Source organism: Anaeromyxobacter oryzisoli (assembly GCF_022690765.1).
Lineage (GTDB): Bacteria > Myxococcota > Myxococcia > Myxococcales > Anaeromyxobacteraceae > Anaeromyxobacter > Anaeromyxobacter oryzisoli.
In genome coordinates, this window is record NZ_JALCZA010000019.1 from 1 (window position 1) to 16,520 (window position 16,520).

General features: G+C 74.5%; 10 protein-coding genes. 2 read left to right on the plus strand and 8 right to left on the minus strand.

The window, feature by feature from the left end:
- Window positions 1–90 precede the first annotated feature (90 nt).
- Window positions 91–696 carry a hypothetical protein gene (locus MNZ27_RS08530; RefSeq protein WP_242393621.1) on the minus strand — a complete coding sequence of 202 codons (606 nt, stop codon included), beginning with the start codon at window positions 694–696 and terminating at the stop codon, window positions 91–93.
- A gap of 13 nt (window positions 697–709) precedes the next feature.
- On the minus strand, window positions 710–1,378 hold the full coding sequence (locus MNZ27_RS08535) for a hypothetical protein (RefSeq protein ID WP_242393622.1): 669 nt from the start codon (window positions 1,376–1,378) through the stop codon (window positions 710–712).
- A gap of 496 nt (window positions 1,379–1,874) precedes the next feature.
- Here MNZ27_RS08535 and MNZ27_RS08540 point away from each other — a divergent pair, with 496 nt between their 5' ends.
- The gene (locus MNZ27_RS08540; protein ID WP_242393623.1) at window positions 1,875–3,065 is read left to right on the plus strand and encodes a pyridoxal phosphate-dependent aminotransferase; all 1,191 of its coding nucleotides are present in this window, start codon (window positions 1,875–1,877) and stop codon (window positions 3,063–3,065) included.
- Window positions 3,066–3,299: 234 nt separating this feature from the next.
- On the opposite strand, the gene MNZ27_RS08545 is transcribed toward MNZ27_RS08540, so the two are convergent.
- Both MNZ27_RS08545 and MNZ27_RS08550 read right to left on the minus strand, forming a co-directional pair.
- Complete coding sequence (locus MNZ27_RS08545; protein ID WP_242393624.1) at window positions 3,300–3,728, minus strand: type 2 periplasmic-binding domain-containing protein; 429 nt, start codon at window positions 3,726–3,728, stop codon at window positions 3,300–3,302.
- A gap of 12 nt (window positions 3,729–3,740) precedes the next feature.
- Window positions 3,741–4,865, minus strand: a complete 1,125-nt coding sequence (locus MNZ27_RS08550; RefSeq protein WP_242393625.1) for a hypothetical protein — start codon at window positions 4,863–4,865, stop codon at window positions 3,741–3,743.
- A 524-nt stretch (window positions 4,866–5,389) separates the two neighbouring features.
- On the opposite strand from MNZ27_RS08550, the gene MNZ27_RS08555 reads away from it, so the two are divergent.
- Window positions 5,390–7,009 (plus strand): methyl-accepting chemotaxis protein, encoded by a 1,620-nt coding sequence (locus MNZ27_RS08555; protein WP_242393626.1) that lies wholly within the window; start codon window positions 5,390–5,392, stop codon window positions 7,007–7,009.
- Between the two features lie 54 nt (window positions 7,010–7,063).
- On the opposite strand, the gene MNZ27_RS08560 is transcribed toward MNZ27_RS08555, so the two are convergent.
- The 4 genes from MNZ27_RS08560 to MNZ27_RS08575 all read right to left on the minus strand — a co-directional run bounded on the left by MNZ27_RS08560 (window position 7,064) and on the right by MNZ27_RS08575 (window position 16,391).
- Window positions 7,064–10,738 (minus strand): phosphoketolase, encoded by a 3,675-nt coding sequence (locus MNZ27_RS08560; RefSeq protein WP_242393627.1) that lies wholly within the window; start codon window positions 10,736–10,738, stop codon window positions 7,064–7,066.
- A gap of 28 nt (window positions 10,739–10,766) precedes the next feature.
- A complete protein-coding gene (locus tag MNZ27_RS08565; RefSeq protein ID WP_242393628.1) occupies window positions 10,767–13,574 on the minus strand; it encodes a cation-translocating P-type ATPase in 2,808 nt (935 codons plus the stop codon).
- 157 nt (window positions 13,575–13,731) lie between these two features.
- Window positions 13,732–15,168 carry a GuaB1 family IMP dehydrogenase-related protein gene (locus MNZ27_RS08570; protein WP_242393629.1) on the minus strand — a complete coding sequence of 479 codons (1,437 nt, stop codon included), beginning with the start codon at window positions 15,166–15,168 and terminating at the stop codon, window positions 13,732–13,734.
- 239 nt (window positions 15,169–15,407) lie between these two features.
- Window positions 15,408–16,391, minus strand: a complete 984-nt coding sequence (locus MNZ27_RS08575) for an aldo/keto reductase (RefSeq protein ID WP_242393630.1) — start codon at window positions 16,389–16,391, stop codon at window positions 15,408–15,410.
- Window positions 16,392–16,520 lie beyond the last annotated feature (129 nt).

Sequence of the window (16,520 nt, forward strand, 5' to 3'; positions counted from 1 at the left end):
CCGGGGGGGGGGGGTCCGGGGCGGCCGCGGGGACCACGGCGGCGCACGCGTCGGAGGCCGCCAGCGCCAGGGCGGCGAGGAGGGCGGGGATCATCGCCGCCCTCCCTGGAGCGCGGCGGGCTCGGGGCGCGCCAGCGCCGCGGTGGCCTGCGCGACGCCGTGCCGGTCCGGACGCCGGGCCCCGAGGTCGGCCGCCTCGCGGCAGTACGCGGCCGCGAGCACGCTCCGCCGCTGCGCGCGGCGCTCCTCGCACCGGGCGAGGTACCAGTTCACCGACGCGATCGACGGCACCGGCGCGAGCACCCGGTCGATCCGGGCGCGGAGCTCGCGGGCCGCCGCCGCGGTCTTCGGGCCGGCGCCGGTGAGCCGCGCGAGCAGCCGGTCGGCGCAGCCGTACAGCCGCGCGTCGTAGCACGCGAGCGCGCGGTACCAGTCGAGGAGCTCGTCGCCGCCGGGGGGCGAGGACGCGAACGCCTCGAGCGCATCCTCCGGCCGGCCGAGCTTCACGAGCGCCGCCGCCGCGTACGGCGCGGCCTCGGGGGCGCCGAGCTGCTCGGCGACGCGGAACTCGACGAGCGCGGCGTCGAAGCGACCATCGCGGAACGCGCCGGCGCCGGCGAGCAGGTGCTCGTCGGCGGCCGGCCCGGCGGAGATCGCGAGCGCGAGGACGGCGATGGGGAGAACAGTCGCGATCACCGTGGCACCCCGATCACTTCATCATCGAGCCGCCACCGTACGTGCCGGTGGTCGTGCCGCTGCCCGAGGTCATGCCCGTGCCGGTGGTCGTCCCGGTCCCGGACATCGTGCCCGTCCCCGACGTCGTGCCGCTCCCGCCCATCATCCCGCCCGAGCCGGAGGTGGAGCCGGAGCCCGGCATCATGCCGCCCGAGCCGCCGTGCATGTCGCCCGTGCGCATCATCCCCGCGCCCTGGGTGGACCCCGAGTCGCCGCCCATCATCCCGGAGCCCTGGTGCATCGCCCCGGCGTGCATCCCGCCCTGGCCGGGCAGGTCGTCCTGCGCCAGCGCGGCGTCCCGCGCGCCGTGCGCCATCGCCCGGTGGCGGGCGGCGTCGCGGACCTGCTGCATCTGGCGCGCGCGCTGGTGCGCCGCGGTGGCGTCGGCGGCGGCGGCCGCGTCGGCCGCGGCGGCGGCCCGGTCGCCCATCCCGGGCATCTGCGCGGGCGTGGGCGGCGTCGCGAGCTGCCGCTGCATGGCCTCGTGCATCGCGGCGCGGGCGGCGGTGCGGGAGGTGGTCTGCTGCTGGTCGGTCTGCTGGTGGGCGCCGGCGGCCCCGGGCTGCGCCGCCTCCTGCGCCTGCGCCGCGCCCGCCCAGAGGAGGGCGGCGGCGGTGCCGGCGTGGAGCATCTTGCTCTTCATCTCGTTCACCTTTCCTGGCCGCGTCATGCGGCTGCCCGCCCGGAGAGCAACAGCCGTGCCGCACGTATATTCGCGTACTTGCCGAGCTCACGGGGCGCCGGCCTCGTACCGGACGGAACGGGGTGTACGGATCGGTACGCGCTCGCCGAGCCGCGGGAGACTCCATCAGCCGGAGTGAGAGGACGCCCTCCTGGCTTCTCTCGACGGGGCGTGCCGCCCCGCCCCGCCGGCAGAGCCGTCGGGGCCCCACCCCTGCTGCGCGGGGCCCGTGACCGCTCGCGACCCCCGCTTCGCGGGGGATCCGCTCGCGGTCCCCGCGCGGAGGGGCTGTGCCCCTTCCCCCGCCTGCGGCGGGCGCCCGCGGCGATGCCGACGAGACGACGACGGGAACGGCCGGTGCTCGGTTCGCCGTCGCCCGGGCCGCGCCGGCGGTCAGCGGGTTCCGCTCCGAAGACCCGTGCGGTAAATAGCTTCTTCCCTCGCTCCCGGAGCCGCCATGCACGTCATCACCCCCGAGATCCGCAAGCAGATGCAGGAGGCCTCCTGGATCCGGCGCATGTTCGACGCCGGGCTCGAGCTGAAGCAGCGGGTCGGGGCGGAGAACGTCTTCGACTTCAGCCTCGGCAACCCGGACGTGCCGCCGCCGGCCGCCGCGCGCGAGGTCCTGCGCGAGCTGGCCGAGCGCGCCGTCCGGCCGATGGGCGTCGGGTACTGCCCCAACGCCGGCCTGCCGTCGGTCCGCGCGGCCGTCGCCGGCAAGGTCTCCGTGGAGCAGCAGACGGCCGTCGAGGCGCGCCACCTCGTGCTGACGTGCGGGGCCGCGGGCGGCCTCGTCGCCTTCTTCCGCGCAGTGCTGGAGCCGGGCGACGAGGTGCTCTGCCCGACGCCCTACTTCGTCGAGTACGGCGCGTACGCCGGCCACTTCGGCGGCGTGCTCCGGACGTTCCCGACGAAGGCCCCGGACTTCGGCCTCGACCTCGACGCCCTGGACCGGGCGATCGGACCGCGCACCCGCGCGATCATCGTCAACTCGCCGAACAACCCGGCGGGCTGCGTCTACGACGCCGCGACGATGCGCGCCCTGGGCGAGGTGCTCGCCCGCAGGAACGCCGGCCGCGAGCGGCCCATCTTCCTCGTCGCCGACGAGCCGTACCGCGCGCTCGCCTACGACGGCGCCACGGTTCCGCCGGCGCTCCCCGTCTCGCCGTTCTCGGTCGTGATCGGCTCCTTCTCGAAGAGCCTGTCGCTGGCCGGCGAGCGGGTCGGCTACGTCGTCGCGAACCCCGCCATGCCCGACGTCCAGCTCCTGGTGGACGCCCTGACCCTCACGAACCGGACGCTCGGGTTCGTCAACGCGCCGGTCCTCGGCCAGCAGCTCGTGGAGCGGCTCCTCGACGCGTCGGTGGACGTCGCCGTCTACGACCGTCGCCGCCAGGCCATGGCCGCCGCGCTCCGCGGCGCCGGGATCGAGTTCGCGATGCCGCGGGGCGCCTTCTACTTCTTCCCGAAGGCCCCCGGCGGCGACGATCTCCGGTTCGTGGATCTCCTGCTCGAGGAGAACGTCCTCGCGGTGCCGGGCCGCGGCTTCGGCTTCCCCGGCCACGTCCGGCTCGCGTTCTGCGTGGACGAGCGGGTGATCGCCCGCGCCGCGCCGGCGTTCGCGCGCGCGGCCGCGAAGGCGCGCTGAAGAAGGCAGACCGGCCCCGGCGGGCCGCGAAGAGCGTCGGGGGAGACGACCCCCGCCGCCCTCGCGGCCGGCGGCGCTCGAGGCCCGTCGAACAATCGACGGGCCTTGACCATCCAGGAGGGGCGGGCCGTCGCCCGCCCCGCGCGCCCGAAGTGAATTCGGGCGCTTCACCCCACCCGCCGCCCCGCTCACGCGGGTCGGCCTGAGAGCTCGTCGAACTTCTTCGACGAGCTCTCAGTTCCCGACGCGGATGACCTTCACGCCAGGGGTCGGAGCGGCGGCGGAGACGTAGCCGATCGCGCCGCGGGTGGAGCGCACGAAGGCGACGACGTCCTCGTCCGAGTGGCGCACGGCGGGCGGCGTGTCGCGCCCGGAGGCGGCGACGCGCTTCCAGAAGGTGTGGATCAGCGACCCCGGCTTGCCGTGCACCGACTGGCAGAACACCTCGTACGTGCGGCTGTCCTCGGAGAGGTTGACGGGGACCACCTTCCCGCCGCCGGGCCAGGTGGTGGTCCGCTTGAGGAAGAGGTCGGAGAGCTGGCTCCGCGACAGGGCGTCGGTGGAGACCTCGGGGTTCGCGATCACCTTGAACGGCTCCTCCGCGAGCGCGGGGGTGGCGAGGGCGAGGGAGAGGAGGGCGGCCGCGAGCTTCACGATGCGCATGACGTCTCCTCCCTAGAGGCTGAACTGCGCGCCGACGAGGTAGAGTTGGGTCGTCTCCCTGGCCTCCGGGATCGGCGACGGGACGGTGCCGTCCTCGGGGAACGGCGCGAACGCGAACCGGTTCCCGTCCACGAGGTGGTAGGAGGCCTTCAGCACGAACTCGGGCGAGAACCAGTAGTTCAGGCCGACGGCCGCCTCCCGGTGGCGGAGGTTCGGCGACGAGCCGGTGAAGCCGTCGATCTTCGACCAGCTCCCCTCGACGCGCCCGGCGAGTTGGAGGCCGCTGCCGAAGAGCCACGCGGCCTCGACGTAAGCGGCCCGGGTGGTCTCGGTGTTCTGCTCGATCATGTACGCGTACTCGGCGCGGAAGGTGAGCGACTCGCCGAGGTACTCGGTGGAGCCGGCGGCCGCGGTGTGCCGGACGCCCTCGGCCACGGTGCCGTACTCCTCCTCGACGCCAGTGTAGCCGGAGAGCCGGGCGACGAGCCCGCCGGGCATCTCGAGGCCGAGCCGCGCGCCGATCATGTCGCGGGTCTCGATCACGAACCGCTCGGCGGGGTTCAGGGCCGGGGCCGCGATCCGGGCGAGCGCGTTCGAGGTCTCCACGTCCAGCTCACCGCCGTAGAGGTCGTAGGAGAGCCCCCACCGCTCTCCGAGCCGGAAGAAGCCGGTGAGCCCGAGGCCGGTGTAGCCCTCGCCGGCGATGTTGGCGGGGCCGTACATGCTGTGCGGCACGTCGAAGAAGGGCCGCAGCGTCCCCTCCTCGAGGATCTCGCCGTAGTTCCCGAAGGCGTGCTTGCCCATGCCGGCGCGGAGCCGGAGCGCGTCGTTCACCTTCCACTCGGCGAACGCCCAGTCGATCTCGGCCCCGTCCTCCTGGCTCTCGATGTCGAACCGGCCCACGACGCTGAGCTGATCCGACACGTGGCCGATGATGGCCACGGCGAGCGAGGTGTTGTCGTACTGCCCCTCCTTGTCCCCGCGCGCGAACGTGTTGTGGTCCGTCCGGGCGTACGCGGCTCCACCCGTCAAGCCGACGTTGAGGCGTCCGTCGGCCAGCTCGAACGCCGCCGCCGGGGGCGCGACGAGCGCGATCGCCGGGATGAAGAGTGTGGTGAAGAGGAAGCGACGGATCATCGTGGATTGCCTCCGGCGCGCTGCGTGGACCTGATGACGCAGGGTGCGCGCTGAAATGCCGCAGGTCTGAATTGCCGGCCGAGACCAAGCGCGCCCCGCTCTAGCAATGATCACGCCATGAAAGATCAACAGCTGCTCGCGGGCGCGAGCACCGAGGGCGGATGACGCGGAGGGTCGAAGAGGTCCTGGAGAGATTCCGGCACGATGACCGTCGAACGATCGCCGCGAGGCGCCGCGGTCGCGATTGCGTGCGATTGGGCGCCGCACGTTCCATCGACCGCCGAATCGAGGACCTGGCCGCTCCAATTCGCGGGTTTGACGAGTGTTTGACCGTGAGGCGCTGCGTGATTGCACGCACCGACTTCACCCGTGGGGCTGCGAGTACCCCCTATGAGCGCGATTCCGGCGGCAGTAAAAGGGGCGCGCGGTGATGGAGCCGCGCGGGTTCGCCGTGGTTGCGCTCGCACGAGGCGAGCGCCCACCACCTTGCGGCCGATCCGATCGCGCTTGGAAGGGGTCGAACGTTGAAGAACCTCGCCATCGGAGTCCGGCTCGCGCTCGCCTTCGGCGCGATGCTCGTCATCACCGTCGCCGTCGCCGTCGCCGGCTACTGGGGCATCCTCTCCATCACCGACACCACTCGCGAGGCGATGGAGAACGATCTCGCGCGATCGCGGCTCGCGGCGGACGCCTACGACGGCATCAAGAGCATCCGCCGGTTCGAGAAGGACTACCTGATCAACCTCGGCCGCCCGGAGAAGCAGGACCCGGCCCTGGCCTCCTGGCGCGCGGAGATCGAGGCGCTCCGCAAGAAGCTCGACGCGCTCGAGAAGGCGACGGAGACGGCGCAGGAGCAGGCCCTGGTCGCCCAGTCGCTCACGGTGCTCGCCAACTACGAGGCCGGCTTCGCGAAGACGGAGGCGTCCGTCTCGACCGGGCTGGCAACGACCGCCGACGAGGCCAACCGCTTCATGGAGAGCTCGGACGCGGGCATCGGCGAGACCGAGGCCGCGCTTCGCGGCATGTCGGAGAAGCACGCGGGGGACGTGAACGCGGCGAGCCGCGCGGTCGAGGAGGCGGCGGCCAGGGTGCGGAACACGATGCTCCTCATCCTCGCCGTCGCCGTGGGGTTCGGCGTCCTCGTCAGCCTCTACATCACCCGCTCGATCACCGGCCCGATCGCGAAGGTCGTGGAGGTGCTGGAGCGGCTCGCGAAGGGGGACCTGCGCGCGGCCCCGGTCGTGGATCGCCGGGACGAGACCGGCCGGCTGCTCGGCGCGGCGAAGGAGATGGTGGACCGGCTCGGCGAGGTGATCGACGAGGTCCGGAGCGGCGCGGAGGCGCTCAGCGGGGCGTCCTCGCAGGTCTCCGCGACGTCGCAGACCCTGTCCGTCGGGACGGGCGAGCAGGCAGCGAGCGTCGAGGAGACCACCGCCAGCCTCGAGGAGATGACCGCCTCGATCCGCCAGAACGCCGAGAACTCGCGGGCGACGGAGCGGATGGCGACCGAGGGGGCGCGCAACGCCGACCAGAGCGGCCGCGCCGTGGAGGAGACGGTCGCGGCGATGCGCTCCATCGCGGAGAAGATCTCCGTGATCGAGGAGATCGCCTACCAGACCAACCTCCTCGCCCTGAACGCCGCGATCGAGGCGGCCCGCGCCGGCGAGCACGGGCGCGGCTTCGCGGTCGTCGCGACCGAGGTCCGCAAGCTCGCGGAGCGCTCGCAGAAGGCGGCGCGCGAGATCGGCGCGACGGCCTCGGGCAGCGTGCAGATCGCGGAGCGCACGGGAAAGCTCATCGCCCAGCTCGTGCCGGCGATTCGGAGGACCGCCGAGCTGGTGCAGGAGGTCGCGGGGGCGTCGCAGCAGCAGAGCGACGGGGTCGCCCAGGTGGGCAAGGCGATGGGGGTCGTGGATCAGGTCACCCAGCGCAACGCCTCGGCCGCGGAGGAGCTCTCGAGCACCGCGGAGGAGATGTCGGTCCAGGCCGAGAAGCTCCTGGCCGTCGTCTCCTTCTTCAAGACGACCGGCGTGGCGCACGTCGTCGTCGGGCGCGGCTCCACGGACGATCGGCGGGCGCCGCCCCTCCCCCAGCCGGAGCCGCCGCGCGCAGCTCGCGCCGTGCAGGCGGCCGGCGCGCGCTAGGCGGCTCGTCCCCGTCGAGCGCGCGCCGACGCCCTCCCTCGGCGCCGGCGCCGCTCAGCGCGAGCCGGCGCCGCGATCGGTCCCCGGCCACCGCCACCCGACGACGTCCGGCGGATCGATCCCGTGGGCGTGGGCGTACTCGCGGCAGGCGAGCTGCCGGTTCCGGAACCGCTCCTTCGCGTGGGCGCCGGCGGTGCGCAGCCGGGGGACGCGGTCGATCACGTCCATCGCGAGGCTGAAGCGGTCGATCTGGTTCGCGATGGCGAGCCCGAGCGGCGTGTCGATGCTCCCCTTCTCCTTGTACCCGCGGACGTGCAGGTTGCGGTGGTTGGCGCGGCGGTAGGCGAGGCGGTGCACGAGCCACGGGTAGCCGTGGAAGTCGAAGATGATCGGCGCGTCGGTCGTGAAGAGGGAGTCGAAGTCGCGGTCCGGCAGCCCGTGGGGATGCTCCGACTCCGGCTGGAGGCGGAAGAGATCGACCACGTTCACGAACCGGAGCTTCAGGTCCGGGAACTCCTCCCGCAGCATCGCGGTGGCGGCCAGCGCCTCCTCGGTCGGCACGTCCCCGGCGCAGGCCATCACCACGTCCGGCGCCGCGCCCTCGTCGCTGCTCGCCCAGTCCCAGATCCCGACCCCCTTCGCGCAGTGCGCGACCGCGGCCTCCATCGTCAGGTACTGACGGTGGAGCTGCTTGTCGGCCACGATCACGTTCACGTAGTCCTCGCTCCGCAGGCAGTGATCGGCCACCGAGAGCAGGCAGTTCACGTCGGGCGGGAGGTAGATCCGGGTCACCTCCGGGCTCTTGTTCAGCACCACGTCGAGGAACCCGGGATCCTGGTGGGTGAAGCCGTTGTGGTCCTGGCGCCAGACCGTGGAGGTGACGAGCAGGTTCAGCGAGGCGATCTCCGCGCGCCACGACAGCGGGCGCGCGGAGGAGAGCCACTTCGCGTGCTGGTTGAACATCGAGTCCACGATGTGGACGAACGCCTCGTACGACGAGAGCAGGCCGTGGCGCCCGGTGAGGAGGTAGCCCTCGAGCATCCCCTCCAGCGTGTGCTCCGAGAGCATCTCGAGGACGCGCCCGTCGGGCGCGAGGTGCCCGCCGTCGGCGTCCGACGGGAGCTCCTGCTCGAGCCAGAGCTTGCGGGAGGCCTCGTACACCGCGTCGAGTCGGTTCGAGGTGGTCTCGTCCGGTCCGAAGACCCGGAAGTTGTCCGGGTTCGCGCGCACGACGTCGCGCAGGAAGGCGCCGAGCGGGCGGGTGCCCTCGGCCGTCGCGTTCCCGGGCGACTCCACCGGAACGGCGTAGGCCCGGAAGTCGGGCAGGCGGAGCGCCCGCTTGCGGAGGCCGCCGTTCGCGCGCGCGCTGGCGCCCATGCGGCGCGCCCCGCGCGGCGCGACCTCGCGCACCGCCTGCACGGGCGCGCCCGCGGCGTCGAAGAGCTCCTCGGGCCGGTAGCTCCGGAGCCAGCGCTCGAGCAGCGCGAGCCGGGCGGGATCCTGTTTCACCCCGGGGATGGGGACCTGGTGCGCGCGCCAGGAGCCCTCCAGCGCGTGGCCGTCCAGCTCCGCCGGCGCGGTCCAGCCCTTGGGGGCGCGCAGCACGATCATGGGCCAGCGGGGGCGGCCCGGGACGCCGGTCCGGCGCGCCTCGGCCTGCGCGCCGCGGATCGCCTCCACGCACCGGTCGAGGGTCGCCGCCATCGCCTGGTGCATCGACGCGGGCTCGGATCCCTCGACCAGGAACGGCGTCCAGCCGAGGCCGCGCAGCAGGCTGACGAGCTCCTCCGAGGGGACGCGGGCGAGCAGGGTGGGGTTGTCGATCTTGTACCCGTTGAGCGACAGGACCGGCAGCACGGCGCCGTCGCGGATCGGGTTCAGGAACTTGTTCACGTGCCACGAGGTGGCGAGGGGGCCGGTCTCCGCCTCGCCGTCGCCCACCACCGCCGCGACGATCAGGTCCGGGTCGTCGAACGCGGCGCCGCACGCGTGCGAGAGCACGTACCCGAGCTCGCCGCCCTCGTGGATCGACCCCGGCGTCTCCGGGGTGCAGTGGCTCCCGATCCCGCCGGGGAACGAGAACTGCCGGAAGAAGCGGCGGAGCCCCTCCTCGTCGAGGCTCCGGTCCGGGTAGACCTCGGAGTAGGTGCCCTCGAGGTAGACGGGCCCGAGCACGCCGGGCGCGCCGTGGCCCGGGCCCGCCAGGAACAGCACGTCGAGGCCGCGCGCGCGGATGACCCGGTTCAGGTGCGTGTAGACGAAGGCCAGGGCCGGGCTGGCCCCCCAGTGGCCGAGGAGCCGGTTCTTCACGTGATCGGGGCGGAGCGGCTCGCGGAGGAGCGGGTTGTCCTGGAGGTAGATCATGCCGAGCGCGAGGTAGTTGCAGGCGCGCCAGAAGGCGTCGAGGCCGCGCAGCTCCTCCGGGGCGAGCGGCGATCCCTTCACGGTCGCGCGGGCGGGCCCGAACGCGGACGGCACGGCGGTGTGCTCCAGCCCGGCTTCCTTCTCGGTCATGGTCGTCCCCTCCCGCGCGGTCGGCCCGGTCGCCTCCAGGAGCCGGCAGGCCTGCCGCGCGATCGTCAGCTCCTCGTCGGCGTGGACCACCCACGCCGAGACCCGGCTCCGGGCGGCGGTGATGCGCGGGCCGCCCGCGGCGTTCGCCGCCGGGTCGAGCGCCACCCCGAGCCACGCCGCGTCCCGGCAGACGCGCTCCCGGATCGCGGCGGCGTTCTCGCCGATGCCCCCCGTGAACACGAGCGCGTCGAGCCCGCCCAGCGCGGCCGCGAGCGAGCCCAGCTCCCGGGCGATCCGGTACGTGAACAGCTCGACGGCGAGGCGCGCGCGGGGCGCGGAGGAGGCGAGGAGCGTCCGCATGTCGCCCGAGAGGCCCGAGACCCCGAGCAGGCCGGAGCGGTCGTAGAGCAGCCCCTCGACGGCGCGGGCGTCGAGCCCGCGCTCCTGGACGAGCCAGAGCACGGCCCCGGGATCGAGCGCGCCGCAGCGGGTCCCCATGCAGAGCCCGTCGAGCACGCTGAAGCTCATGGTGGTGGCGACGCTGCGCCCCGCGAGCAGCGCGCACATGCTGGCGCCGTTCCCGAGGTGCAGGGCCACCGTCCGGCCGTCCGCCGCGCCGGCGTCGAGCGAGGGCAGGACCGCCGCCACGTGCTCGTACGAGAGGCCGTGGAAGCCATAGCGGCGCAGCCCCGCCGCGTGCAGCTCCTCCGGGAGCGCGAAGCGCTGGGCCACCTCCGGCGCGGCGCGGTGGAAGGCGGTGTCGAAGCACGCGATCTGGAGGAGGTCCGGGGCGAGCTCGCGCAGGAGGCGGATCGGGCGGAGGTTGTGCGGCTGGTGGAGCGGCGCGAGGGGCACGAAGGTCTGGAGGCGCGCGAGCACCTCCTCGTCCACCGGCGTCGGCCCCGAGAACACCGCGCCGCCGTGCACCACCCGGTGGCCCACGCCGCGCAGCCGGCCGCCGTCGAGCGCGCCCCGCACGAACGCGAGCAGGACGTCGAGCGCGCCGTCGTGGCCGAGCCAGGCGTGCTCGCCCCAGCGCCGCTCCGCGACGACGGCGCCGTCGGGCCGGCGCGCCACGAAGCGGGGCTCCCCCTCGCCCGCGAGCCCCTCGAGCTGCCCGCGCACCTCGAGCGCGAGGTCCTCGCCGCGGCCGGCGAAGAGCGAGAACTTCACGGACGACGAGCCCGCGTTGAGGACGAGGAGTCGATCGGGCATGGGCGGGATCCCGGGCGGGCCTCCTCCCTCAGCGCGGCCGCAGCAGCCACCGCTTCGCCTCCGTGAGCCAGAGCACGGACGAGGCGACGGCGGTGCAGGCGAGCCAGTCGCGCGGGGCGAGCGGGACGGTGCCGAAGGCGCGCTGCAGGAAGGGCGCGTGCACCACCGCGAGCTGGAGCGCGACGGAGGTCAGCACCGCCAGCCAGAGCCAGCGGTTCGCGAGGAGCCGGTGGAAGGCGCTGCGGTCCGGGAAGCGGGCGCAGAAGGCGTTGAAGAGCTGGAACAGCACGAGCGTCGTGAACGCCATGGTCTGCGCGTGGCGGAGCCCGCCCCCGGCGCGGAGCGGGGGGACGAGCCCGCCGGGCAGCGACCCGTCGAGGACGAGGAGCGTCCCCGCCGCCATGATCGCTCCGACGAACACGATGTCGGCCCAGGCGCGCCCGCCGATCACGTGGCTGCGCGGGTCGCGGGGCGGCGCGCGCATGACGTCCCGGTCGCCCGGCTCGACCCCGAGCGCCAGCGCCGGGGCGGCGTCGGTGAGCAGGTTGATCCAGAGGATCTGGGTCGCGAGCAGCGGCGCGACGAGGGCCGATCCCTCCTCGGGCACCAGGCCGAGCGGCCCGGCCAGCATCACCCCGAGGAACATCACGAGCACCTCGCCGATGTTCGAGGAGAGCAGGTAGCGCAGGAACCGCTGGATGTTGGCGAAGATCGAGCGGCCCTCCTCGACCGCCGCGACGATCGAGCCGAAGTCGTCGTCGGTCAGGATCAGATCGGCCGCGCCCTTCGCGACGTCGGTGCCGGCGAGCCCCATGGCGACCCCGATGTCCGCCGCCTTCAGGGCCGGCGCGTCGTTCACCCCGTCGCCGGTCATCGCCACGATCTCGCCGTTCGCCTCGAGGGCCCGGACGATCCCGAGCTTGTGCTCCGGCGCGACGCGCGCGTAGACCGGGACCTCCCGGACGGCGGCGCGGAGCGCGGCGTCGTCGAGCCGGGAGAGCTGCGCCCCCGTGAGCGTCCGTCCCCCCCTCGCGGCGATCCCCAGCTCGGCCGCGATCGCCGCCCCCGTCGCGGGGTGGTCGCCGGTGATGAGGAGCACCCGCACGCCTGCGCGCCGGGCGGCGTCCACCGAGGCGCGGGCCTCGGGCCGGGGCGGGTCGATCATCCCGACGACGCCGAGGAAGACGAGCTCATGCTCCAGCTCCTCGCCGGGTGACGCGGGGAGCGCCCCGCGCGCGAGATCGCGGGACGCGACGCCGATCGTCCGCAGCGCCTGCGCCGCCAGCCGCTCGACGGTGCGCGCGAGCTCCTCGCGCCGGGCCGCGGTGAGCGGACGCGTCCCGCCGCCGATCCGCTCCTCCGTGCAGCGCGCCAGCACGACGTCCGGCGCGCCCTTCGCGAGGAGCAGCGCCCGCCCGGGGTGGTCGGCGTCGCCGTGGACGGTGCTCATCAGCTTGCGCTCCGACGAGAAGGGGATCTCGCCGAGCCGGGGGTGGCGCCGCTGGAGCTCCTCCTGCGGGAGCCCCACCTTGCGCGCCGCCACCACCAGCGCGCCCTCGGTCGGATCCCCCTGGATGGCCCAGCGCCCGTCGCGCCGCACCAGCGCCGCGTTGTTCGCCAGGCACCCGGCCGCGAGCGTCCGCCGCAGCTCCTCGAGCAGCGCCGGGTCCGTCGGCGCCGCGCCCGCGCGCCGGAGCTCGCCGGCGGGATCGTAGCCCGCACCGGTGAGCTCGACGTCGCCGCTCGCGGTGACGACCGCGCGGACCGTCATCTCGTTCCGGGTCAGCGTCCCGGTCTTGTCGGTGCAGATGGTGGTCGTCGCGCCGAGGGTCTCGACCGCCGAGAGCCGCCGCACGATGACGTGGCGCGCCGCCATGCGCTGCGTCCCGAGCGAGAGGACGATCGTCGTGACGGCGGCGAGCCCCTCGGGCACCGCGGCCACCGCGAGGGACACCGCGAGGAGCAGCACGGCGACGAGGTCGGACGGCGAGCGCAGGCGCTCGACGAGGAGGATCGTCGCGGCGATGACGACGGCGATGACGACGACCGCGAGCCCGAGCGCCCGCCCGACGCGATCGAGCTCGCGCTGCAGCGGCGTCTGCGAGGGCGCCGTCTCCTGGAGCGCGCCGGCGATCCGGCCGAGCTCGGTCGCGCGTCCGGTGGCGGTGACGACCGCCCGTCCGCGCCCCGCCGCGACCGCGGTCCCCTGGAAGACCATGTCGTCGCGATCGGCGATCCCGACCTCCGCCGCGATCGGCGCGGAGCCCTTCGAGACGGGGGTGCTCTCGCCGGTCAGGGCGGCCTCGGCGGTGCGCAGCGCGATCGCCTCGAGCACCCGGGCGTCGGCGGCGAGGGCGTCGCCCTCCTCGAGCAGCAGGACGTCGCCGGGCACGAGCTCGGCGGCCGGGACCTGCAGCGGGCGTCCGTCGCGCAGCACCCGTGCGGTCGGCGCGGCGAGCGCCTTCAGCGCGGCGGCGGCCTGCTCGGCCCGGCGCTCCTGGACGAACCCGAGCGCGGCGTCGAGGATCACGATCGCGAGGATCGTGAGCGCCTCGTACGGGATCGCGGTCTCGCGCTCCACCGCCCAGACGCCGAGCGAGATGGCGGTGGCGACGAGGAGCAGGATCGTCAGGCCGTCGCGGAGCTGGGCGAGGAGGCGGCGCCAGGCGGGCACGGGCGGCGCCGACGGCAGCTCGTTCCAGCCGTACCGGAGCAGGCGGCGCTGCACGTCGTCGGCAGACAGGCCCTCGTGCGCGTCGCCGTCCAGCGCGGCGACCACCTCGGCCGCGGGGAGCCGGTAGGGCGGGAGGAGCTCCTGTGGGGTGGTCGCCAGCACCGTGCGCCCGCGCCAACGCCGTGACGCGGATCTCCTCGTGGGAAGCGTAATCGTCGCCAGACGCGCGCCCCCCGGGAAGGCGCCACGGCGGGGCGTCGCGTCTTGTCGCGCGGAGGCGGGGCCCCTCGGGCGCCCCGCCTCCCCCGTAGAGCCCGCCTCACCCCCTCGGTTTCCCTTCGAGGTAGCCGCCCGCCGTCTGGACCCCGACCACCGCCTTCTGGTGGAGCTGCGGCAGCGTCGTCGCGCCGACGTACGTGAAGGCCGACTGCACGCCGGTGATGATGTCCACGAGGATCGCCCCGACGCTCTCCCGGCCCTCGCGGATGTAGATGCGCGACGTGGAGATCCCCTCGCGGAAGAAGCCCTTCTTCGCGCGCTCGAACGCGTCGAGGCCGGCGGTGCGATCGCTGACCGCGCGGGCGCTCGCCATGCCGTAGTTCTCCTTGTACGGTCGGCCGTCGCGATCCTCCTTGATGTCGCCGGGGCTCTCGTACGTCCCCGCGAGCGCGGTGCCGATCATGACGCGCGACGCGCCGGCCGCGAGGTAGAGCGCGACGTCCCTCGGGTCGCGCACGCCGCCGTCGGCCCAGACGTGCCGCCCGCGCTGGTGCGCCTCGCGGGCGCACGCGCGCACCGAGGAGAACGTGGGGCGGCCGGCGCCGGTCTGCATCCGGGTGGTGCACATCGCGCCGGGGCCGACGTTCACCTTCACCACGTCGGCGCCCGCGTCGAGCAGGGCGCGGGTGCCCTCCGGCGTGCAGACGTTCCCGGCGACGAGCGGCAGCGACGTCCCGATCGCGCGCCGCACCTCCCGGATCGCCTCGATCATGCGCCGCTGGTGCCCGTGCGCGGTGTCGAGCACGATCGCCGAGGCGCCCAGCTCGGCGAGGCGCGCGGCGGTGGTCGCGGCCGACGCCGAGATCCCCACGGCGGCGGCGACCATCAGCCGGCCCTGCGGGTCGAGCGACGGCTCGAGGAGCTCCAGGCGGACCGCGTCGTCGCGGGTGAGCACGCCCACCACCCGCCCGTCGGCGTCGAGGACCGGCGCGGACTTCACCCGGTGCTCCTCCATCAGGAGGAACGCGTCCCGGTTCGGCGTCCCGGCGGCGATCGTGACCAGCCGCGACGACATGAACGCGCCCACGGGCGAGTACTGATCGCGATCGCGCAGGTCGGCGCGGGTGACGATGCCGAGGGGGCGCTGGGAGTCGTCCACGACGATCACCATGTCGTGGGCGCGCTTGCGGATGATGCCGAGGACGTCGCGCAGGGTCGCGCGCGGCGTCACGAGGAGCGGCGTGTCGTAGCGCGGATCGGCCCCCTTGATGTGCTTGATGATCCGCGTCGCGGTCTCGAGGTCCATGTCCTGGGGCAGGACGCCGAGGCCGCCGAGCCGCGCCATCGTCTCGGCCATCCGCTTGCCGGTGACGGCGTTCATGTTCGCCGAGACGATCGGGTGCGAGCCGCCGGCGAAGTCCACCGGGCGGAGATCCACGTCGAGCCGCGAGCTCCCTTCGAAGTAGCCGGGGACCAGGAACACGTCGTCGAGCGAGAGCTCGAGCGCCTCGTCGTGATCGGGGTGCAGGAATCGCATGGTTCCTCCATAAGCGCCGCGCGCGAAGAGGAACCGCAAACCGCGCCGCCCCGTCACCCGGGCCCCCCGCCGCGCCGCCCGTCCAGTATCCGTCCCCTGCGCCGTCCCCGCCAACGCGCGCCCTCCCGTGGGAGCGCGGCGTCGCCCGGAGACCTCGCGGCGAGGCCCGAAGGGGCCGGGGGACGGCCACGGGACGGGCCGGCCACGCGTGTCCGCGCCACACCGGGGCGGGCCGTGCATCAGGTCCAGGGCAGCGTCGCGCGGTGTGCCCAGTAGCGCGCGGGCTCCTCGGCGAGCTCGCCGAGGCGCTCGAGGCTCTCCGCGGAGAGCGCCAGGCGCAGCGCCTTCACGTTGGAGCGGAGCTGATCGACGGTGGTCGCGCCGAGGAGCACCACGTCGGCCCACGGGTTCGCGAGCGCGGCGGCGATCGCCACCGCGTCCGGCGTGCTGCCCGCGGCGCGGCTCACCTCCGCGAGCGCGCCGGCGGCCGCGAGGTCGCCGCGCGGGGTGAGCCGGCCGTTGGCGAGCGGCTCCTTGACGATGACCAGGCGCCCCTCCGCGTGCGCCTCGCGGAGCCGGTCCCCGGCGGAGCGCTCGAGGAGGTTCCAGGTGGCCTGGATCGAGTCGAAGAGCGGCACGCCGTCTCGCTCGATCTCGAGGGCGCGGGCGATGGCGTCGGCCTGGGCCGGGCTCGTCACCGTGACGCCGATCCGGATCCCCCGGTGCTTCAGGCGCGCGAGCGTGTCGAGCACCGCCGCGTCGCGGAGGACGGGCCCGTCGGCCGTCGCGGAGTGGATCTGGTAGAGCGCGAGGTACGGCCCGAGCGCCGCCTCCGTCTCCGCCGCCTGGACCCGGAGGTTGGCGAGGGAGTGATCCTTGATCTCGTGGCGCTCCGCCTGGATCCGCCATCCGCCGACGTACCGGTAGCCCCACTTCGAGCCGATCGTCACGTCGCGCGGCGTCAGGCGGCGGGCCTCCGCCCACGACCGCACGAACTCCTCCGCCGCGCCGTAGGAGCGGGCCGCGTCCAGGTATCGGATCCCCGCCTCGAACGCCGCGTCGAGCACCTCGTGCGAGCGCCGCCGGAGCTGCTCGAGGGAGCGGCTGCCGGGGAAGTCGGCGCCGTGATCGAGGGTGTGATAGGCGGGGCGCCCCAGCGCGGCCATGCCGAGGCCGAGCCGGGACACCAGGGGACCGTCCGCTCCGAGTCTTCGGGTGTTCACGGCGCTTCCTTCTAGCAGCAGCGAGCCGTCCGCCAAAGCGGATCCGGGCGCCCCGCCGTCCGGCTCGCGCGTGGCGGGCCGGCGGCGCCGCGCCCCCCCGGTCCCCGATGCCGAGGTGACGCCGCCCGG

Coding starts and splice junctions, on each gene's coding strand:
- MNZ27_RS08550 (WP_242393625.1), bottom strand. CDS start 4,865: ATGATCCGTCGCTTCCTCTTCACCACACTCTTCATCCCGGCGATCGCG.
- MNZ27_RS08570 (WP_242393629.1), bottom strand. CDS start 15,168: ATGCGATTCCTGCACCCCGATCACGACGAGGCGCTCGAGCTCTCGCTC.
- MNZ27_RS08540 (WP_242393623.1), top strand. CDS start 1,875: ATGCACGTCATCACCCCCGAGATCCGCAAGCAGATGCAGGAGGCCTCC.
- MNZ27_RS08545 (WP_242393624.1), bottom strand. CDS start 3,728: ATGCGCATCGTGAAGCTCGCGGCCGCCCTCCTCTCCCTCGCCCTCGCC.
- MNZ27_RS08535 (WP_242393622.1), bottom strand. CDS start 1,378: ATGAAGAGCAAGATGCTCCACGCCGGCACCGCCGCCGCCCTCCTCTGG.
- MNZ27_RS08560 (WP_242393627.1), bottom strand. CDS start 10,738: ATGCCCGATCGACTCCTCGTCCTCAACGCGGGCTCGTCGTCCGTGAAG.